Source organism: Microtetraspora glauca (assembly GCF_040656155.1).
Lineage (GTDB): Bacteria > Actinomycetota > Actinomycetes > Streptosporangiales > Streptosporangiaceae > Microtetraspora > Microtetraspora glauca.
In genome coordinates this window covers 89,379-109,310 of sequence record NZ_JBFALK010000017.1, presented here as the reverse complement: position 1 = coordinate 109,310, position 19,932 = coordinate 89,379, and the positions used below count along the sequence as shown (strand labels likewise).

Below are 19,932 nucleotides of genomic sequence, written 5' to 3'. Positions count from 1 at the left end.
GTCAGGTTCGCTGCTCCGGGGCGTTCGCCTGCTCGGCCCGCTCGTAGTTCGCGGCGTTCTCCCTCAGACGCTGGCTCACACTCCCGACCTCGCCGACGTACGCGTCGAACGCATCGAAGATCCCAGTCTTCATCTCAGTCAGGTTCTTCTGGAACTGGGCGCCGTACTGGTCGTCTCCCAGCGGGTTGCCCTCGCGCTGGAACGCCTCGTTCAGCGCGGCGCGGACCTCGCCCAGGAAGTCGCGTTCCTCGTCGACGACCTGAGCCTGCCGCTGGAGTTCCACCCAGCGCACGTAGTAGCCGCCACCCCCAGGCGTCGTCACGCCTCACCTTTGATCGAATGCGACAGCTCGGACGGGGACAACTTTCGGTAGACCCGGGGATCGAGCTCGATGTTCCAGACCTGGCCACGCGGACCGACGGTCACGGTGACCACCCCGTCCTCCGAGTGGGAGGTCACGGTCAGCTCGCTCAGCCTGCCGTACATCTCACGGACCGGCCCGGCCCGCTTGTCGTACTCCTCGGTGAGGCTTTCGATCATCGCCCCGTACGCGTCACTCATCGGCGATCACCCTGGCACACCGTGAGGCGTGTATCGCGCCAGATTCATCGATCACGCAACAAACGGTGGCACCACTCCCGAACCCCCGTCAACGACGACAGGACCACTGAACACCCCCACCCTCGGGCGAAGACGCAAGCACACGATGTCCGGCAAGTCGATCGTCGGGTTCTCGGTCGCCACCCTGGGGCAGGCCGGAACGCTCGCTTCCATGACTCCCGAGGCCACCGTCGAACTCAGAAGGCGGGTCGCCCACCTCGTCGGCGAGCGCACCCCCGTGACCGACGAGCTGATCCTGCCGCGCTGATCGCGTTGCCGGTTTCTGTCGCTACGGTCGAATCGAGCCGTATGAGAGGAGACCATCGCTGTGACCGACAGCGCGACGACAGACACCGGAACGGACGACCCGGCCTTCGGGAGCAGGGTGCGCGGTTGCCTCATCGGCGGGGCGATCGGCGACGCTCTGGGCGCTCCCGTGGAGTTCGACTCGATCGCCGCCATCCGCCGCGTCCACGGCCGGGACGGGCTGACCGACCTCGTCCACGACCGGCGCGGCGCCGTCGGTCTGATCACCGACGACACCCAGATGACCTTGTTCACCGTGGAGGGGCTGATCCGCGCCCATCTGCGCGCCCGGAGCAGGGGCTTCGGGGGCGCAGAGGTGGCGGTCGTCCGCAACGCCTACCTGCGCTGGCTGGACACCCAGGACCATCGTGTGCCGCCGCCCGCCGACGGCCTCGTACGCACCGGCCGGCTTCGCGAGCAGGCGTGGCTGTACTCCCGCCGCGCGCCCGGGAACGCCTGCCTGTCCGGCCTGCGCACCGAACTCGGCCCGCTCGCCTCCCCCGGAGCGCCGGGGCCGGTCAACCCCGGCTCCAAGGGATGCGGCACCGTCATGCGCTCGGCCCCCTTCGGCCTGGCCGCCTCCGACGCGCGCCGCGCCTTCCGGCTCGCGGCCGACTGCGCCCAGATCACGCACGGGCACCCCACCGGCTACCTCGCCGCCGGAGCCTGCGCCGCGATCGTCTTCTTCCTCGTACGAGGCGCGCCGCTGGAACACGCCGTACAGGAGACCCTGGACCTGCTCGGCGGGCAGCCCGCGCACGAGGAGACCACCGCCGCGGTCCGCGCCGCGGTCGCGCTGGCGGCCGCCGGGAGGAGCCCGTCACCCGAGGCGGTGGAGTCACTCGGCGGCGCGTGGGTCGCCGAGGAGGCGCTCGCGATCGCCGTCTACTGCGCGCTGGTCGGCGGGGACGACGTGGAGCGGGCGCTGCTGCTCGCCGTCAACCACTCCGGTGACAGCGACTCCACCGGCGCGGTCTGCGGCAACATCCTCGGCGCGCGGTACGGCGAAGCCGCGCTCCCCCGGCGATGGTCGTCCAGGGTCGAAGGCGGAGACGCCATCATCCGGCTCGCCGACGACTTCACCACCGCGTTCACCGGCGGCCGCCTCCCCTCGGACGCCTATCCCGGCTGCTGATCCACCTCGCGGCGTGCCGGCAGCACGGCGAACACGCGATACGGCGGCCCTCGGGACGTTGTTCCGAGGGCCGCCGTTCTCGTCCCCGCCGGTACGGCTCCGCGCCGGCGGCGGGTCCTACTTGAAGCCGCGCAGCCGGAGGCTGTTGCTGACCACGAAGACCGAGGAGAACGCCATGGCGGCGCCCGCGATCATCGGGTTGAGCAGCCCGGCGGCGGCCAGCGGCAGGGCGGCCACGTTGTAGGCGAAGGCCCAGAACAGGTTGCCCTTGATGGTGCGCAGGGTCCGCCGCGACAACCGGATCGCGTCGCCCGCCACCCGCAGGTCACCGCGGACCAGGGTGAGATCGGACGCCTCGATCGCCGCGTCGGTGCCGGTGCCCATCGCCAGGCCGAGGTCGGCCTGCGCGAGCGCCGCCGCGTCGTTGACGCCGTCGCCCACCATGGCGACCGTACGGCCCTCGGACTGCAGGCGCTTGACCACATCCACCTTGTCGGCGGGCAGCACCTCGGCGATGACCTCGTCGATGCCGACCTCGGCGGCGACCGTACGCGCGACGGCCTCGTTGTCGCCGGTGAGCAGCACCGGGGTCAGCCCGAGCGCGCGCAGGTCGCGGATGGCGTCGGCCGAGGTGGCCTTGACCGTGTCGGCGACGACGAGCACGGCACGGGCCGCGCCGTCCCAGCCCACCGCGACGGCCGTACGGCCCGCGGCCTGGGCCGCGGCGAACGCCCGCTCCAGCTCGACCGGGAGGTGCTGCGACCACTCGGCCAGCAGCTTCGGCCGGCCGACCAGCACCGCGTGGCCGTCGACGATGCCCTGGACGCCGAGTCCCTCGACGTTGGCGAAGTCCTCGGGTGCGGGCAGCGTGCCCACCCGCTCGGCCGCGCCCCTAGCGACGGCCTGCGCGATCGGGTGCTCGGACGCGTGCTCCAGCGCTCCGGCGAGCCGCAGCACCTCGGCCTCGTCCTGGCCTTCGGCGGTGTGCACCTCGACCAGGGTCATCTTGCCCTCGGTGACCGTGCCGGTCTTGTCCAGCACGACCGTGTCGATCTTCCGGGTGGACTCCAGCACCTCGGGTCCCTTGATCAGGATGCCGAGCTGGGCTCCCCTGCCGGTCCCGACGAGCAGCGCGGTCGGGGTGGCCAGGCCGAGGGCGCAGGGGCAGGCGATGATCAGCACGGCGACCGCCGCGGTGAACGCCGCTCCCACACCGTCACCGGTGCCGAGCCAGAAGCCGAGCGTGCCCAGTGCCAGCGCGATCACGACCGGGACGAAGATCCCGGAGATCCGGTCGGCGAGCCGCTGGACCTGCGCCTTGCCGGTCTGGGCCTCCTCGACCAGCTTGGCCATCTGGGCGAGCTGGGTGTCGGACCCGACCCGGGTGGCCCGGACCACCAGGCGGCCGCCCGCGTTGACGGTCGCTCCGGTCACCGCCTCGCCTGGCCGCACCTCGACGGGAACGGACTCGCCGGTCAGCATCGAGGCGTCGACGGCGGAGGTGCCCTCCTCGATCACGCCGTCGGTGGCGATCTTTTCTCCCGGCCGGACCACGAACCGGTCCCCGACCGCGAGCTCATCGCTCGGGATGCGGACCTCGGCGCCGTTCCGCAGCACCGCCACGTCCTTGGCGCCGAGTTCGAGCAGGGCCCGCAGCGCGGCGCCGGCACGGCGCTTGGACCGCGCCTCGAAGTAGCGTCCGGCCAGGATGAACGCCGTCACACCCGCGGCGGCCTCCAAATAGATGTTGCCAGAGCCGTCGCTGCGCTGGATCGTGAAGTCGAACGGGTGCGTCATGCCGGGGGTGCCCGCGGTGCCGAAGAACAGCGCCCACAACGACCAGCCGAGCGCGGCGATCGTGCCGAGCGACACCAGCGTGTCCATGGTCGCCGCCCCGTGGCGCAGGTTGGTCCAGGCCGCCTTGTGGAACGGCCAGCCCGCGTACACCACGACCGGCGCGGCCAGCGTCAGCGACAACCACTGCCAGTTGGTGAACTGCAGCGGGGGGATCATCGCCATCGCGATCACGGGCACGGCGAGCACCAGTGCGGTGATCAACCGGTTGCGCAGCGGCCGCAGCTCGTCCTCCGGCTCCTCCGGCGCGCCGTCGCCCTCGGCCTCCCTACGGGGCGGGGCGGGCAGCGCCGCGGTGTAGCCGGCCTTCTCCACTTCGGCGATCAGGTCCTGCGGGACGATCCCGTCGGCGAAGGTGACCTTCGCCTTCTCGGTGGCGTAGTTGACCGTCGCGGTCACGCCGTCCATCTTGTTGAGTTTGCGCTCGATCCGGTTGGCGCAGGACGCGCAGGTCATGCCGCCGATCGAGAGCTCGACCGAGCCCTGGGGCCGGTCCTGGGTGATGGACGACTCGGTGATGGAGGTCATCGTCTCTCCTTTCTCGCGTCACGCCCGCGTCAGTGCGCGTGCTCGCCGTGCTCGCCGTGCCCACCGGACGGGGACGGGGTCGGGGACTCGTCGTGGCCACCGGACGCCGGGGCCTCGCCCGCGCGGACGGTGAAGTCGGCGGTACGCACCTCGCCCTTGTGCTGGAAGTCCAGGAAGAGCCGGTAGTCGCCGCGGCTGGGAACCTCCGCGTAGAAGACGATCTCCGGCCCCGGCCGGGTCCTGCCGTCGCCCGGCTCCCCGTCGGGGTGCACGTGCAGGTAGGCCAGGTCGCCGCCGCGCAGCGCCACCAGGTGACCGTACGCCCCGAGGTAGGGCTGGAGGTCGGTGACCGGCTCGCCGTCCTTGCTGATCTTCAGGGTGATCCGGCTCGCCCTGCCTGGGACGAGGTCCCCGTCGAGGGTGACCGTGTATCCGTCCACCGTCGCCGTACGGGCGGCGCTCGGAAGGGCCTTCGGCGCGTAGTCGCCGGCGGCGTACAGGTCCGCGCCGAGGGTCATGCCGCTGCCGCCGTCCGGGGCGAAGTCGGCGAACATCCGGTACGCGCCGGCCGAGGGAAGGGTCAGCGGCACCGACCACACGCCGCCTCCGGCCTCGACCGGGTGCAGGTGCCGGAACTGCGCGAGGTCCCTGGAGACCAGGATGAAGTGCAGCTTCTTGTCGTGCCGCACCTGGTATCCGGTGACCGGCCTGCCGTCGGGCCCGGTGACCGTGAACCTGAAGTCCGTGGTCTCCCCCGGCTCGACCGTCGTGGTCAGCGGGGTGAGGGTGTAGCCGTTCTGGGACACTTGGAGCCCTCCTGGGACGGACGCGGAACCGGCCGGGTTCGCCTGGGTGGAGCCCGTGGGCGCCTTGCCGGCATCACCGGCATCACCTGCGTCGCTGTGGTCGCCGTCGTTCGCCCCGTGGACGGCGTGCTCGTTCGCGACCGGCGGGGTGCCGACGCCGCCCACGGCGGCGCCCACTCCGAAGGTCGCGCCGAAGACCACAGCGAGTCCGAGGGCGTAGGCACCAAGCTTGGCGGGGGTGTTCATCACCGATTCACCACTTCGTATCCGGCCTCTTCGACCGCCGCGACGATCGCGGCCGCGTCGACGGGACCGTCACTGCCGACCGTCACCAGGCCGGTGGCCAGGTCCACCTCGACGTTCGTGACGCCGGCGACCTCTCCGACCTCCTCCTTGACCGAGCTGACGCAGTGGCCGCAGGTCATTCCGGTGACGGTGTACGTGGTGGTGGTCATAACGATCACTCCTGTGGTTCGAGATCTATCGGGGATCCATGGGGTCCATGGGGAAGGAGAAGCCGCGCGTCGCGGGGTTCAGGATCGGACGAGCCGGGCGATGGCCTGAGAGGCTTCCTTGATCTTGGCGTCCGCCTCCGCGCCGCCCTTCGCCGTGGCGTCGGCGACGCAGTGGGCCATGTGCTCGTCAAGCAGGGCCAGGGCGAAGGACTGCAGTGCCCGGCTGGCCGCCGACACCTGGGTGAGGATGTCGATGCAGTACTGGTCCTCTTCGACCATCCGCTGCAGGCCCCGGACCTGCCCCTCGATCCGGCGCAGCCGCCGGAGGTGCTCCTGCTTGGTGTCACTGTAACCGGCCATCTCTCCACCCCTCTCATTCACGCTCTGCCGACTATAACACCATACCCCCCTATGGTATTCCGGGAGGGAGCGACCCGCACTTCGCCGGCCGTACGCGCCGCGCCCCGGCGCGTACGGTCACGCCCCGATCGACGACGGCTCGGTACGGCCGCTCTCCTGGGTGGCGGCCTTCCTGCCGCGCATGAGCGGCAGGCTGAGCAGGGCGCCGAGCACGGCCACCGCGCCCGCCCCGACGAAGGCGGCCTGGAAGCCGTCGGTGAGCCTGGGCAGGTTCCCCAGCTCGGCCGCGCCCCGCGAGGTGGCGATCGCGGTCATGACGGCCAGACCGAGGGCCGAGCCCACCTGGTAGGTGGTGTTGACGATGCCCGAGGCGAGACCGCTCTCCTCCGGGCGCGCGCCGGACATGGCCGACATCATGGCCGGGATGTAGGCCAGCGACATGCCGACCGCCGCGACCAGCGACGCGGGCAGCACGTCGGACACGAAGGCGCCGTCGGACCGGACCAGCGACAGCCCCCCGACGCCCGCCGCCAGGACCAGGAGGCCGATCACGATGAGCGGCTTGGCCCCGAAGCGACCCAGCAGCCGCGCGGTGATGCCGATCATGAAGATCATGATCGCGACGGTCATCGGGACCAGGGCGGCGCCGCTGGGGAACGCGCCGTACCCCAGGACCTGCTGCAGGTAGAGGTTGAGGAAGTACCACATCGGGATCCACGCGGCGCCGAGCAGCGCCATCGCGAGGTTCGCGGTGGCCAGCCCGGGGGTGCGCCAGATCCGCAGCGGCATGAGCGGCTCACGGACCGCCCGCTGGACGGCCAGGAACAGCACCAGCAGTGCCGCGGCACCGGCGGCCTGGGCCACGGTGGCGCCGACGCCCTGCTCGGGAGCCCGGACGATCGCGAACACGGCGAGGGCGATGCCCGCGGTGACCGCGGCCGCGCCCAGGAGATCGACCGATCCGCGCCTGCCCCGGGTGGCGGGAAGCAGCCCGGGAACGGCGGCCAGGGTGGCCAGGCCGATCGGGATGTAGACGATGAACACCCACGGCCAGCTCAGGTACTCGGTGATGACGCCGCCGAGGAACACGCCCGCCGTGCCGCCCGCCGGGGCGGCCGCGCCGTACAGGGCCATGGCCTTGCCCAGCTCGCGCTGGTCGTGCCCGAAGAGCATCATCAGCAGCGTCATCGCGGCGGGCGCGATCAGCGCCCCACCGACGCCCTGCACCGCCCGGCCGGTGATCTCGATCGCGGGGCCGCTCGCCACCGCCGCGACGACCGACCCGGCGATCAGTACGGCCCAGCCCGCGGTGAACACCTTGCGTGCGCCGAGCAGGTCGGACAACCGCCCGCCGAGCAGCAGCAACCCGCCGAAGGCGATGACGTACGCGTTGAAGACCCACTGCAGGTCGCCCTGCGAGAAGCCGAGGTCGCGCTGCATGTCGGGCAGCGCGACTCCGATGATCGATGTGTCCATGATGACCATGAACTGCGCGGCGGCGAGCACGATCAGTGCCTGCCACCTGCGCGGATTGACGGCATTCATGCCTGTCTCCTGGTTCTTCGCACCATAGGATGCGAGACGGGGATTGGGTGTGATGACGAGTCGGACCGGCCCCAGGTGGGCGTGCACGGCAATGCACGCCCACCCCTTTCTCCCGGGAGGTCTCCCGGTGATCGTCCGGGTCGTCTCCGGACGCTCCGTGTGGTTCTTCTACGCCGACGTCTCGGCCAGCTCGTAGCCGGCCTCCTCCACCGCCGCGCGGATATCCTCGTCGGAGAATCCCGCCCCGCTGACGGTGACGGCTCCGGTCGGCAGATCGACGGCCACGCCGGTGACCCCGGCGACTTTGCCGATCTCGCCGGAGACCGACGAGACGCAGTGGCCGCAGGTCATGCCGCTGACCGCGTAGACGCGCGTGGCATCGTCGGCGATCGCCACGGTCGTGGCGGCGCCTTCTCCGCTACCGCATGAGCATGCCGTGCACATATGGTCCTCCTATTCCGGATACCCGCCGGGGGTATCTTTCCGGCGGTGAACGTAACATACCCCCTAGGGGTTTCTCAAGCCGTGTGGATCAGGGAGATGACCGCGCGGAGGACGCTCCCCGCGGGGATTCCGGGAACGTGTGATGTGGATCACGCCACGCTGGCGGTGGGTATCGTTGCGTGGCGCTTCCCGCGTCACTATCTTTCCCCTGGATCGTTACCCACCCGGGGTATGTGACGAAGGAGCGACATGAGCGTCAGCACGTACACCGTCACCGGCATGACCTGCGGCCACTGCGTGGGCACGGTGACGTCCGAGATCGGCAGGGTCGCCGGCGTCACCGCGGTCGACGTCCAGCTCGCGACCGGCACGGTGACCGTGACGAGCGACGGCCCCCTTGACGACGCCCTGGTACGGGACGCCGTCGAGGAAGCGGGCTACGAGCTCGCCGCGAGCTGAACGAACGGCGCGCTCGCGAAGGGCGCGTCCCACGGGCGGTTCCCCGGGCGGTTCACGGACGGTTCCACGGGCGGTTCCACGGGCGGTTCCATAGGGCGGCAAACTTTTACCAACGGAGCGCCCGTTTTCGTCAAAGGCACTGTCAAACACATGGCAACCTGGGGAAATGCTCAACGGGAAAGTTCGACTCTCCGTCTGCGCAACGCTCCTCACCTTCGCCGCCGGGCTCACCACGCCCGCGGTCGCGCAGGCCACTCCGACACGGATTCCGGTCACCGAGACCGCGCACAACGCTCCCGCGACCTATGGGCGCGCGACATATCTGATCGACGCCACGACCGGCAAGGTCGCGCTCAGCAAGCAGGGCACCGAGCGCATGCCCGTGGCCAGCCTGACCAAGGCGATGACGGCACTCGTCGTCCTCAAGGAGGCCAAGCTGACGGACACCGTCACGATCACCTCGGCCGACGTCCGGCACGCCGACGACAACGGCGGCACCAGCGCCGACCTGCGGCCCGGCGAGCGGGTCGCGGTCAAGGACCTGCTGTACGGCCTGATGCTTCCCTCCGGCGCCGACGCGGCGTACGCGCTGGCCCGCACGTACGGCCCCGGGCTCGACGGGTTCGTCGGCAAGATGAACGCCACCGCGCGCCAGCTCGGCATGAAGGACACCAAGTACGTCAACGCCGACGGGCTGCCCATGTCCGGCGGCGACGGCTACTCCACCGCGCGGGACCAGGCGCGGCTCGCTGAGGTGGCGCTGCGTGACGCGACCTTCAGGACCGTCACCTCCTCCCAGAGCCACTACGTCCCGCGCACCGCGGCGCACCGGTCCCACACCTGGACCAACACCAACAAGATGCTCGGCACGCCGGGCGCGCTCGGTGTCAAGACCGGTTTCACCCGGGCCGCGGGTTACTGCCTGACCTTCGCCGCCGACCGCGACGGGCACCGGCTGATCGGTGTCATCCTCGGCGAGTCCGCCTCCAACCGGCGGTTCGACACCGCCCAGAGCCTGATCGAATGGGCCAGAACGGCGTGACCTCGCCGCCCTACCGGGCCGCGTGATCCAAGAACGTCTTCGGGAGAGCGCCACCGAAGAGAGGGCGTCGTCCTCCGCCTTCCGCCCGCTGCCGACCGCGAGCGTTCAGGGGAGCGTTCAGGGGAGCCGGGCGACGCCCCCGAGCACGGTGGGCCTGCTCAGATCGACCACGGCGTCCCGCCCCCGGCCCGGACGCCAGGCGTCCACCGGCACGAGGCCGGGTTCGAGCAGCTCCATGCCGTCGAAGTACGCGGCGATCTCGGCGTGGTCCCTGGGCTTGACCGACCCCGTGGCGGTCGTGGTGTAGAGGTCGCGGACCTCCCGGTCGGTCCGGCCGCCGATCTCACCGGTGTATCCGTGGGAGAGGACCAGATAGCTCCCGGGCGCCATCGCGTCGCGGAACCGCGCGACGATCGCCGCCGCGCTCTCGTCGTCCGGGACGAAGTGCAGGATCGCCAGCATCAGCACGGCGACCGGCCGGGAGAAGTCGATCTTCTCCCTGACCGCGGGGTCGTCGAGGATCGCCTTGGGCTCGTTGACGTCGCCCTGCACGACGACGGTGTCCCGGTTGTTCGCGAGCAGCGCCCGCGCGTGGATCAGCACGATCGGGTCGTTGTCGACATAGACGACCCGGGCACCCGGCGCCGCCTCCCTTGCCACCTGGTGGACGTTCTGCTGCGTGGGCAGTCCGGTGCCGATGTCGAGGAACTGCCTGATACCCGATTCGGCCAGGAGCCGTACGGCATGGCCGAGGAACTCGCGGTTCGCCCGCGCGACCTCGCGGATGTTCGGGACCAAGGAGATCACCTTCTCGGCGGCCGCGCGGTCGGACGCGTAGTTGTCCTTGCCGCCGAGATAGTAGTCGTACATGCGTGCCACGCTGGGAACCGCCGGGTTGATCCCCGCCGGCGCCGTCTCGTCATGATCAGCCATGCCCTCGCCCTCCGTCTGAGCGGATCTTACGGGGACATATCGGCCTTGAGGATCTATGTACGGATTTTGTGATGATCCCTAGTCAAGACGGGCGAGGGCCGGGGAGAATGCCGTTCCCGGACACACACAGGGCTTCCCTCCCCGGCTCTCACTGCATGCTCACCTGGTGAGGATGGTCGTACGACCGGGGACAGATGAAGATCCAGAGGCTGTACCCCCGCCCGATCACGATCATCGTCGGCTCGTCCGCCCTCGGATAGCGCGGCTCCGTGCCCGTGGGCTCGTCCTCGACGGGCCGCCACGCGGCGTCGCCGTCCCATTCGGAGCTGGCCACCCTCAGCAGCAGCCGCATGTCCTCGCCGCAGTCACAGACCATCGGATAGGGATCGGTGAGGTGCCACCCACGGGGCGAGGGCGTGTCGTCCGGCCCATGCCGGCCCTCCTGATCATCGGTGATCATCGTTGCCAGATCCGCCGACCCTAGTGGCCGGTGCCGACAATCCGGCCGCTTCGGTCCTCGTCCGCCGGGAAGCCGACCGTTCCTCAACGGGCGTACCATACCGTATGGTATTTCCCGGGCAGGGCGACATGACGGGACGAGCGCATGGCGAGTAGGCAGGACTGGCTTGAGGCGGGGCTCAGGGTGCTGAGCGAGGAGGGGGCGCCCGCGCTGACCATCGAGCGCCTGTGTGGGCGGCTCGGTCTCACGAAGGGCTCCTTCTACCACCACTTCAAGGGCATGGCGGGGTTCAGGACCGGTCTCCTCGAACACTTCGCGGCGGAGTACACCACCCGCTACATCGACGAGGTGGAGCGCTCGGGCGGCTCTACCCTCGCCAGGCTGGACCGACTCCTCTCCCTCGTACTGGCCGAGGATGACGACCGCTCCCGCGTGGAGATCTCCGTACGGGCCTGGGCGGCGCAGGATGGCGAGGTCCGCGCGACGCAGGAGCGCGTCGACGCCCTGCGCCTCGACTACCTGCGATCGTTGTGGCGGGAGACCGGCGGCGCCGAGGCCGACGCCGTGCCGATGGCACGCCTGCTCTACCTCGTTCTGATCGGAGCGGGTCAGATGGCCCCGCCGATGACCGCGGGCGATCTGCGCGAGGTGTACCACCTGGCCATGCGCCTGACACCGGGGGCGCGCTCATGAGCGGGCTGCCCCGTGGCCAGTCACCGGCCCCGCTGCGGAGGTTCGGCCTGCCCAGATTCGCCGGGGTCCGCCCGGAGGTGCCCGCACGGCCGGTGTTGTCGGTGTCGGGCGTGGTGCGGCGGCCGGTCCAGATCGAACTCGCCGAGCTGCTCGCGCTGCCGGGCCGCCGGGAGCAGGTCGGCGACCTGCACTGCGTGACGACGTGGAGTGCGACCGATCTGCTCTGGGGCGGCGTCCCGTTCCGGGCGGCGCACGAGGTGCTCGCGGCACGGGTACGGCCGCATCCGGAGTGCGCCTGGGTGACCTTCACGGGACTGGACGGCTATCGGAGCTGCCTGCCGCTGGCCGACGCTCTCGCCGAGGACGTCCTGCTCGCCGACCGGCTCGACGGCGTGCCGCTGACCGGGGAACAGGGGGCTCCCGTGCGCCTGGTCGCCCCGGCGCACTACGGCTACAAGAACGTCCGGCACGTGTGCGCGGTGGAGTACCGGCTGAGCTACGACCCCGGCTCGGCCGGCCCACTGGCACACCGCAGGGGCCGGGTCGAGCGTGAGGAGCGCAGCCCGGTGCTCCCCGGATGGGTGTGGCGGCGGCTGTGGCGGAGCCTCCTCCCCCGGGTGCGCCGACGCTACGACCACGACGCGCGCGGAGAGACGCGCCTCACATGAGCCGGCGGCGTACGCGCTTGTCGACGGCGACGACGAGCGAGGCCAGCGCGCTGATGCCGATGATCCGCGACCAGACCGGGAGGCCGATCGGGGCGGTGTGGAAGAGGCGGTTCATGACCGGCAGGTAGGTGAGGGCGAGCTGGCCGGCCATCTGGACGGTCACCCCGCCGATGATCCAGTGGTTGCTGAACAGGCCGACGTGCCACATGGAGCGGGTGAGCGAGCGGCAGCTGAACAGGTAGAACAGCTCGACCATGACGAACAGGTTCACCGCCGCGGTACGCGCCACGGCCTCGTCGGCGCCGTTCGCGAGCTCCCATTGGAACAACCACCAGGATCCGCCGACGAGCAGCGTGGAGACCAGCAGGACGCGGGCGACGAGGGAGCCGGTGAGCAGCGGCCGCGCGGGGTCCCGCGGCGGGCGGCCCATGATCCCCTCCTCCTTCGGTTCGAAGGCGAGCATCAGGCCCAGCGCCACCGCGGTCGTCATGTTGATCCACAGGATCTGCGTGGGCAGGATCGGCAGCGCCGCGCCGAACAGGATGGCCACCAGGATCACCAGACCCTCGGCCATGTTCGTCGGCAACGTCCAGACGATGAACTTGGTGAGGTTGTCGAAGACGCCGCGTCCTTCCTCGACGGCCGCCTCGATGGTGGCGAAGTCGTCGTCGGTGAGCACCATGTCGGCGGCCTCCTTGGCGACCTCGGTGCCGTTCCTGCCCATGGCGACGCCGATGTTCGCCTGCCGCAGCGCGGGGGCGTCGTTGACGCCGTCGCCGGTCATCGCGACCACCTGGCCGCGGGACTGCAGCGCGTCGACCAGCCGGAGCTTCTGCTCGGGTGAGACCCGGGCGAAGACCCGGGCCCGCTCGACCGCGCCCGGGTACTCCTCCTCGGGCAGCCCGGCGAGCTGGGCCCCGGTCAGCACCTCATGGTCGCTGTGGTCGCCGAGCAGGCCGATCCCCCTCGCGACCGCCGTGGCCGTGGCCGCGTGATCCCCCGTGATCATTTTGACCTCGATGCCGGCGGCATGGCAGGCCCGCACGGCCCGGGCCGCGGCGGCGCGCGGCGGATCGAGCATGGCCTGCAGGCCGGTCAGCACCATCGTTCCCCGCAGGCCCCGCTCGTCGAGTTCCTCGGGTTCCCCGCGCCGAGCGGGCTCGGCGTCGAAGCGCACGGCGGTGGCGAGCACCCGGAGGCCACCGGCGGCCAGCTCGTCCGCGGCCCGGAGCACGGCGTCGCCGTCCAGCGGCCGGACGCCGCCGTCGGCGTCCATCCACGTGTCGCACAGGTCGAGCGCCCGTTCCACCGCCCCCTTGAGCAGGACGACGTGGTCGCCGCCGCGCGCCCGGTGAAGGGTCGCCATGTACTGCCGTTCCGAACTGAACGGGATGGCCGCCACACGCGGGTAGGCGTCCGTGAGCGCGTCACGGTCCAGGCCGGCCTTGGCGGCGGCCACCAGCATCGCGCCCTCCGTGGGATCGCCGGTGAGCGTCCACCGCCCGTCCTGCCGGGCGAGCGTCGCGTCGTTGCACGCCGCGCCAGCCAGCAGGCACCACCGCAACGCCCCGCTCGTGGGCGATGTGACCACGGCGCCGCCGGGCTCGCGTATCTCGCCCTCGGGGGCGTAGCCGGAACCGCTGACGTCGTAGCGATCGCCCTCGGGCGTCCACAGCGTGCGGACCGTCATCTGGTTCTCGGTCAGCGTGCCGGTCTTGTCGGAGCAGATGACCGTGGTGCCGCCCAGCGTCTCCACCGCGGGCAGCCGCCGGATGACCGCCCGCCTGCGCGCCATCCGGGCCACCCCGATGGCCAGCGTGATGGTGACGGCGGCGGGCAGCCCCTCGGGGATCGCGCCCACCGCGAGGGCGACCGCCGCGGTGAACATCGGGACCACGCCCTCGCCCCTGATCAGGCCGATGACGAAGGTCACCGCCGCCAGCGCCAGGATGGCCACGGTGAGCACCTTGCTGAACCGGGCGAGCTTCTCGGTCAGCGGCGTGGCCAGCAGCTCCGCCGAGCCGACCAGCCGATGGATCTCGCCGAGCTCGGTCCGCGCGCCGGTCGCCACCGCGACGCCCGCCCCGGTGCCGGCTGTGACCAGCGTCCCGGAGTAGACCATGTTCCGCCGGTCGGCCACGGGCGTCGCCGCGGACAGGACGACCTCGTCCTTGGCCACCGGGGCGGACTCTCCGGTGAGCGCGGACTCGTCGACCCGTAACTCCGACGACCGGACCAGCCGAAGGTCGGCGGGCGCCTTGTCCCCCGCCTCGACGAGGACGAGATCTCCGGGGACGAGTTCCTCCGAGGGCAGCGGCCGCACGTGCCCGCCGCGTACCGCCCTGGCCTCGGTACGGACCATCGACCGCAGGGCGTCGAGCGCGGCCTCCGCTCTGGATTCCTGGACGAAGCCCACGACGGCGTTGATCAGCACGACGCCGAAGATCACCGCGGAGTCGACGAACTCGCCCAGCACGGCCGTGATCACACCCGAGGCGAGCAGGATGTAGATCAGCGGGTGGTGGAACTGGCGCAGCATCCGCATCAGCGTGTTGTCGCGCGCCGAGGCGGGCAGCACGTTGGGGCCGAACCGCGCCAGCCGGCGTCGCGCCTCGTCGTCGTCCAGCCCGTGCACCGGGTCGGTGTCCATCATCAGGACGACCTCGTGGGCCGCGAGGCCGTGGGGCGCGGCGGCGGACGACGGCGAAGCGGCCCGCGACGGCGGCGGCGGCGTCCGCGATACGGATGACCTCATGGTCCAACCCCACTTCGTCCGGCTGCTGCCGACCAGGGCCATGCGGCCCTACCTTCGACCACTACCCGCGCCCGCGGCCTTCCGCTACGCGCCCGCTCCGGCGCGGAGGCCGCGGCGCAGGCAGACGGCCCGGTCCAGGTAGTCCCTGGCCAGGCCGGTACGCCCCGCGGATCGGTGCAACTCGCCGAGCATCTGGGTGCTGGCGGCGGCGCCGCTCAGGTCGCCGAGTTGCTGGAAGATCGTCAACGAGCGTTCGAGCTGGACGAAGGCGGGCCGGAGGTCGCCGCGCGCCGCCTGGAGGCCGCCGATCCCCTGCATCGCGTAGGCCCCGCAGTGCCGGTCGCCGAGGCTCTCGAAGATGTCCAGCGCCCGCCCCTGGAAACGCATCGCCGCCTCGGTGTCCGCGGCCAGGTCGTGCAGGCGTCCGACCTGCATGGAGACGCATCCCTCGCGGTGGGCGTCGCCCATGTCCCTGGCCAGCCGCAGCGCGCCGTCCAGCCATTCCGCCGCCTGCGCGAGGTCGCCCGACTTCAGCCAGACGCGGCCGATCGCCTGCCGGGCGTACGCCTCGCCCTGCCGGTCCTCCAGCCCGAGAAACATCGCGAGGGCCTGCCGGAAATAGCGGAACGCGGTGGCGTGATCGTCGCGGAACTGGGTCACCGCGCCCAGCCCGCAGATGGAGATCGCCTCGCCTCTGGTGTCACCCACCTGCCGGAACATGGCGCGGGAGCGCCGGAACATCTCCCCCGACTCGCGGTAGCGGTCCTGGTAGAGGCACACCTGCGCGAGGCCGCGGAGCATGGCCGCCTCGCCGTGCCGGTCTCCGGCCGCGCGGGCGGCGTCGAGGGCCGCGTGGTGTGTGCGCTGCCACATGCCGAGGTGGCAGCGCAGGTCGAAGAACGGCACAAGGGCCGCCGCGAGTCCCCAGGCCGAGCCGGCCAGCCCGGCTCCGGCCGCCGACTCCACCGCCCGCGCGAGGGTGTCCCGTTCCTGGTCGAACCAGGAGAGCGGGTTCTCCGCGAGCCGCCCGAGCGTGTCGACGGCCGGCGTCCAGCGCGTCGCCGCCGTGGACGTGACGCTGAAGACGGTGGTGGGCAGCCCCGCGGTGGCCTGTTCCGCCGCCACCAGCCAGGCGCCGACGACGCGGGCAAGGGCGTGGGGATCGGGATCACGTGCCGCGCGTTCCCTGGCGTCGCAGCGGACGAGGTCGTGCAGCCGGTATCGGGGCTGTCCGAGCGTGTCGGTGCCGACCTGTCGCAGCAGGTTCTCGTCGATGAGGACGTCCATCACATCGTCCGCGCGGTGCCGGTCGAGCACCGCGTCCACCACCCACGCGGGGAGCGGGTGCGAGCCGAGCGTCCCGAGCGCCCGGAGCACCCGTGCGGCGTCGGCGGGCAGCAGGCGGTAGCTCCGTCCGAGGCTCTCCCGTACCTCCAGGTCGCCCGCCCGCAGCTCGCCAAGGCGGGTGGACTCGTCCGCCAGCCGCTCTTCGAGGACGCGCAGCGTCCATCCCGGCCGCCCCACCAGCCGTGCTCCGGCGATTCTGATGGCCAGGGGCAGGTACCCGCAGGCCCGTGCGATGGCGGCGGCCGATTCCGGTTCGGCGCCGACCCGGTCGGCGCCGGCGATCCTGCCGAGCAGCTCCACCGCTTCGGGTCGCGGCAGCGGGTCCAGCTCCACCAGAGCCGCGCCGGGAATCTCGGTGATCCGCCGCCTGCTCGTCACGAGTACGGCCGAGCCGCTGCCGGGCAGCAGGTGCCGGAGCTGGGCACCACCGGCGGCGTCGTCGAGCAGCACGAGCATGGGACGCTCGGCCAGCAACGACCGGTAGAGCGCCGCCCGCTCGTGCACGCCGTACGGCAGGGCGGCTCCGGCGATCCCGAGCGCCCGCAGCGCCTCGGCGAGCAGGTCGGCGGGTTCGGCGGGGGCGCCGGACACCCCGCCGAGGCACAGGTAGAGCTGCCCGTGCGGGAACCGATCCCGTACGGCCTGCGCGCAGTGGACCGCGAGCGCCGACTTGCCCACGCCTGGAGGCCCGACGATCACGGCGATCACCGGAGGCCCGCTCGGGAGCCTCGACGGTGGCCCAGTCAGGGACCCGGGTGCGGGCACGGCCGACGGCGGGGTTGGGCGCGCGGACGGAGTCGGGGCCGCGAGCGCCAGCACGTCCAGGAGCGCGGCGACGGCTTCCGCGCGACCGGTGAAGTCCGGAACGTCCGGGGGAAGCTGGCGCGGCGCGGGAACGGCATGCCGAACGGCTACGGGCGTCTTCCTCGTCTCGGTACCCGCCTCCCCTGGCGAGGCGACCACGCTCCCGGGCAGTGCGGTGGCGCTCCCGGGCAGTGCGGTGGCGTCTCCGGACAGGATGGCGAGGTGGATCCGCCGCAGTTCCGGGCCCGGTTCGACGCCGAGCTCGGCGACGAGTCGCCGCCGGATCTCTCCGTAGCAACGCAGCGCCTCGGCCTGCCTGCCGCTCCAGTGCAGCGCGAGCATGAGCCGCTGCCAGAGGTCCTCCCGGAACGGGTGCTCCGCGAGCAGGCCGCGTAACTCGGCGATCGCGGCCGGGTACTCCCGCGCGGCCAGGCGCACCGCGACCAGTTCCTCCGCGGCGCCGAGCCGTACCCCGGAGATCCGCTCGATGCGGCGGTCCCACAGCGGGCTGCCGGGCAGGTCGGAAAGGGGGGCGCCGCGCCACAGCGCGAGCGCGCGGCGCAGGTGGGAACCCGCGCCCGCCGGGTCCCGCCCGGCTCGCTCGACCAGCTCTTCGAAGATCAGGACGTCGAGGTCGTCCGGTGCCACCTCGATGGCGTAGCCACCGGGCCTGGTCTGGATGCCCGTGCCGGCCGGGCCGAGTGCGGTGCGGAGCGCGCTCGCGTAGGTGCGCAGGTTCGCGACGGCAGAACGGGGGCGGGTCCTCGGCCACAACACCTCGACGAGCAGCTCCGTGCTGACCGTCCGGTTGGCGTCGAGCAGCAACGTGGCGAGCAGCATCCGCGGTTTCGGACCACCGATCCGGAGGGGCCGCCCCGATATTCGGACGTCCAGCGAGCCGAGGACTCTGTGCGTGGGCTGATCAACCGTCATGACCGCCTGCTCCTCTTACAGAGGCACTGCCACCATTTATCGCCTTATGTCATGCCTTCGCCAGCCCTTTGTATGGATTTTGGATGTTCCATGTGCGGTCAATCCGGACCCTTGGCTCCCATCAGCACCTTTCGACGGGCTGTCACAGTCAGTTCGCGGCTTTCGTCAGGAGAATCCGGCGGTCGGCCGCGAGGAAGGATCGGCATGAGACTCACGTCCATCGTCAAGGCGGGGCTGGCATTGCTGCTCGGCGTCACCGCGGGCGCCTCCACCGGCGCCGCCGCCTCCGCCGCCACCGCCACCAGCCTCACCACCAGCGCCACCGCTGTCGCCGCCGCCTCGGCGGCCATGGCGGAGCCTGCCTTCCAGCTCCCCTTCCCCTGCGGCCAGTCCTGGACCGGCAACTCCAACGCGAGCAGCGCCCACCAGTCGTGGGAGATCGACTTCAACCGGGGCAGCACGGCCGACGCCGATCTGGGTGACACCGTGGTCGCCGCCGCCTCCGGCACGGTCGTGATCTCCGCGCACCAGGGTTCGACGAACGGCTTCGGCAACCTGGTCAAGATCGACCACGGCGGCGGCTGGTACACGTACTACGCCCACCTGCTGGTCCGCTCCGTGAGCGCGGGCGCCACGGTCAGCCAGGGCCAGAAGATCGGCGAGGTCGGCAACACCAGCAAGCCGGGCAACAACATCTCGCCGCACCTGCACTACGAGGTACGCACCGACGCCACCTCCTACCCGGCGAACATCCAGAAGGCCAAGTTCAACGGCGTCACATTCGGCTATCCGGTCCAGACCGTGACGTCCAACAACTGCGGCGGAAGCAGCAGCAACCCGTACACGCCGGAGCAGGTGTGCGGCAGCGGCTACAGCGTGATCGACTCGGCCGCCCTCGGCTCCGCCGGAACCGTCTACCTCCTCTACAACACCTCCAACGGCTACAACTGCGTCGCCACCTTCAAACGCACCTCCCTCGGCAGCAAGACCGCCACCAGTGCCTACCTCGAGGTCCAGGGCAAGACCCGCGCCACCGACTCGGGCGACTACGGCTACTACGCCGGCCCCGTACGCGCCTCGGCCGCCGGCACCTGCGTCAAGTGGGGCGGCGCCACGGGCGGAAGCAGCTACAACAGCCCCTTCGAACACTGCGGGTGACAGGTGTCCCACCGGAGCCACGGGCCGGAACGGGTCGGGTAGGCATCCCGTACTATCGACGGCGCAGGACCGGAGCCGTCGCGCCCGGTACCCAGTTCCGAGACTCTGCGGGGGACCATGTTCCGCACGATGATGAAGTCCAAGATCCACCGCGCCACCGTCACTCAGGCGGACCTGCACTACGTGGGATCCGTGACGATCAGCGGCGAGCTGATGGCCGCGGCGAACCTGGTGGAGGGTGAGAAGGTCGACATCGTCGACATCGACAACGGCAACCGCCTCTCCACGTACGTCATCGAGGGTCCGGCGGACTCCGGGGTGATCGGGATCAACGGCGCGGCCGCCCGGCTGATCGACGTCGGCGATCTCGTGATCATCATCGCGTACGCGCTGGTGGCGGAGGAGAGGATCGGCGAGCTGCGGCCGAGCGTCGTCTTCGTCGACCAGGACAACAAGGTGGTCCAGACCGGCGACGACCCGGCCGGGGTCCCCGACGGCGTCGGCCTCGTCCGCGGGGATCTCGCCGCCTCCGCCGGCTGAACCCTCAGCTGAACGCGGGCGGAACGCGGGTGCCGGACCGTACGCGCGCGAGGGGCCCGCTCCCAGCGGGGAGCGGGCCCCTTGGCGTCCGCCGCGCCGTACGGAGC

Annotated in this window: 20 protein-coding genes; 8 read left to right on the top strand and 12 right to left on the bottom strand. The window is 71.4% G+C overall.

Translation table 11 applies throughout. The annotated features are described in order from the left end of the window. Window position 1: 1 nt before the first annotated feature. Window positions 2-322, bottom strand: coding sequence for a hypothetical protein (locus AB0I59_RS28580; protein ID WP_061257845.1), 321 nt, complete (start codon window positions 320-322; stop codon window positions 2-4). Beyond that, entirely contained in the window at window positions 319-561 is a 243-nt protein-coding gene (locus tag AB0I59_RS28575; RefSeq protein ID WP_061257844.1) for a YbaB/EbfC family nucleoid-associated protein, read from the bottom strand. The genes AB0I59_RS28580 and AB0I59_RS28575 overlap by 4 nt, the downstream gene beginning before the upstream one ends. A 145-nt stretch (window positions 562-706) precedes the next feature. Between AB0I59_RS28575 and AB0I59_RS28570 the strand changes: the two genes are divergently transcribed. Together AB0I59_RS28570 and AB0I59_RS28565 are read left to right on the top strand one after the other, a co-directional pair. Beyond that, complete coding sequence (locus tag AB0I59_RS28570) at window positions 707-868, top strand: hypothetical protein (RefSeq protein ID WP_358137809.1); 162 nt, start codon at window positions 707-709, stop codon at window positions 866-868. A 60-nt stretch (window positions 869-928) separates the two neighbouring features. Then, window positions 929-2,041, top strand: a complete 1,113-nt coding sequence (locus AB0I59_RS28565; RefSeq protein WP_358137806.1) for an ADP-ribosylglycohydrolase family protein — start codon at window positions 929-931, stop codon at window positions 2,039-2,041. A 117-nt stretch (window positions 2,042-2,158) separates the two neighbouring features. On the opposite strand, the gene AB0I59_RS28560 is transcribed toward AB0I59_RS28565, so the two are convergent. From AB0I59_RS28560 to AB0I59_RS28535, 6 genes are all read right to left on the bottom strand, one after another. Then, complete coding sequence (locus AB0I59_RS28560) at window positions 2,159-4,423, bottom strand: heavy metal translocating P-type ATPase (RefSeq protein ID WP_358137803.1); 2,265 nt, start codon at window positions 4,421-4,423, stop codon at window positions 2,159-2,161. A gap of 29 nt (window positions 4,424-4,452) precedes the next feature. Next, window positions 4,453-5,475 carry a DUF8832 domain-containing protein gene (locus AB0I59_RS28555; RefSeq protein WP_358137977.1) on the bottom strand — a complete coding sequence of 341 codons (1,023 nt, stop codon included), beginning with the start codon at window positions 5,473-5,475 and terminating at the stop codon, window positions 4,453-4,455. Then, window positions 5,475-5,684, bottom strand: coding sequence for a heavy-metal-associated domain-containing protein (locus AB0I59_RS28550; RefSeq protein ID WP_061257841.1), 210 nt, complete (start codon window positions 5,682-5,684; stop codon window positions 5,475-5,477). The genes AB0I59_RS28555 and AB0I59_RS28550 overlap by 1 nt, the downstream gene beginning before the upstream one ends. 78 nt (window positions 5,685-5,762) lie before the next feature. Continuing rightward, window positions 5,763-6,044: a metal-sensitive transcriptional regulator gene (locus AB0I59_RS28545; protein WP_061257840.1), complete on the bottom strand. Its 282-nt coding sequence runs from the start codon at window positions 6,042-6,044 to the stop codon at window positions 5,763-5,765. A gap of 117 nt (window positions 6,045-6,161) precedes the next feature. Beyond that, a complete protein-coding gene (locus tag AB0I59_RS28540; RefSeq protein ID WP_061257839.1) occupies window positions 6,162-7,589 on the bottom strand; it encodes an MFS transporter in 1,428 nt (475 codons plus the stop codon). 168 nt (window positions 7,590-7,757) lie between these two features. Continuing rightward, window positions 7,758-7,985, bottom strand: coding sequence for a heavy-metal-associated domain-containing protein (locus tag AB0I59_RS28535; RefSeq protein WP_358137800.1), 228 nt, complete (start codon window positions 7,983-7,985; stop codon window positions 7,758-7,760). Between the two features lie 297 nt (window positions 7,986-8,282). Between AB0I59_RS28535 and AB0I59_RS28530 the strand changes: the two genes are divergently transcribed. Continuing rightward, on the top strand, window positions 8,283-8,492 hold the full coding sequence (locus tag AB0I59_RS28530; RefSeq protein ID WP_061257837.1) for a heavy-metal-associated domain-containing protein: 210 nt from the start codon (window positions 8,283-8,285) through the stop codon (window positions 8,490-8,492). 166 nt (window positions 8,493-8,658) lie between these two features. Further along, the gene (locus AB0I59_RS28525) at window positions 8,659-9,534 is read left to right on the top strand and encodes a D-alanyl-D-alanine carboxypeptidase family protein (protein ID WP_061257836.1); all 876 of its coding nucleotides are present in this window, start codon (window positions 8,659-8,661) and stop codon (window positions 9,532-9,534) included. A gap of 117 nt (window positions 9,535-9,651) precedes the next feature. Here the strand turns inward: AB0I59_RS28525 and AB0I59_RS28520 are convergent, their stop codons facing one another. Continuing rightward, window positions 9,652-10,467 (bottom strand): SAM-dependent methyltransferase, encoded by an 816-nt coding sequence (locus tag AB0I59_RS28520; protein ID WP_358137796.1) that lies wholly within the window; start codon window positions 10,465-10,467, stop codon window positions 9,652-9,654. Window positions 10,468-10,615: 148 nt separating this feature from the next. After that, window positions 10,616-10,927 carry a hypothetical protein gene (locus AB0I59_RS28515; protein ID WP_358137793.1) on the bottom strand — a complete coding sequence of 104 codons (312 nt, stop codon included), beginning with the start codon at window positions 10,925-10,927 and terminating at the stop codon, window positions 10,616-10,618. A gap of 144 nt (window positions 10,928-11,071) precedes the next feature. Here AB0I59_RS28515 and AB0I59_RS28510 point away from each other — a divergent pair, with 144 nt between their 5' ends. Then, the gene (locus AB0I59_RS28510) at window positions 11,072-11,620 is read left to right on the top strand and encodes a TetR/AcrR family transcriptional regulator (RefSeq protein ID WP_358137790.1); all 549 of its coding nucleotides are present in this window, start codon (window positions 11,072-11,074) and stop codon (window positions 11,618-11,620) included. Then, window positions 11,617-12,288 carry a molybdopterin-dependent oxidoreductase gene (locus AB0I59_RS28505; RefSeq protein WP_358137787.1) on the top strand — a complete coding sequence of 224 codons (672 nt, stop codon included), beginning with the start codon at window positions 11,617-11,619 and terminating at the stop codon, window positions 12,286-12,288. The genes AB0I59_RS28510 and AB0I59_RS28505 overlap by 4 nt, the downstream gene beginning before the upstream one ends. Here the strand turns inward: AB0I59_RS28505 and AB0I59_RS28500 are convergent. Together AB0I59_RS28500 and AB0I59_RS28495 are read right to left on the bottom strand one after the other, a co-directional pair. Next, window positions 12,281-15,043, bottom strand: coding sequence for a cation-transporting P-type ATPase (locus AB0I59_RS28500; RefSeq protein WP_082777143.1), 2,763 nt, complete (start codon window positions 15,041-15,043; stop codon window positions 12,281-12,283). The genes AB0I59_RS28505 and AB0I59_RS28500 overlap by 8 nt on opposite strands. Before the next feature lie 84 nt (window positions 15,044-15,127). Continuing rightward, on the bottom strand, window positions 15,128-18,127 hold the full coding sequence (locus AB0I59_RS28495) for an AfsR/SARP family transcriptional regulator (RefSeq protein WP_358137784.1): 3,000 nt from the start codon (window positions 18,125-18,127) through the stop codon (window positions 15,128-15,130). A gap of 204 nt (window positions 18,128-18,331) precedes the next feature. Between AB0I59_RS28495 and AB0I59_RS28490 the strand changes: the two genes are divergently transcribed. Both AB0I59_RS28490 and panD read left to right on the top strand, forming a co-directional pair. Then, window positions 18,332-19,285: a M23 family metallopeptidase gene (locus tag AB0I59_RS28490; protein ID WP_358137782.1), complete on the top strand. Its 954-nt coding sequence runs from the start codon at window positions 18,332-18,334 to the stop codon at window positions 19,283-19,285. A gap of 117 nt (window positions 19,286-19,402) precedes the next feature. Next, on the top strand, window positions 19,403-19,825 hold the full coding sequence (panD, locus tag AB0I59_RS28485; protein ID WP_061257829.1) for an aspartate 1-decarboxylase: 423 nt from the start codon (window positions 19,403-19,405) through the stop codon (window positions 19,823-19,825). Window positions 19,826-19,932 lie beyond the last annotated feature (107 nt).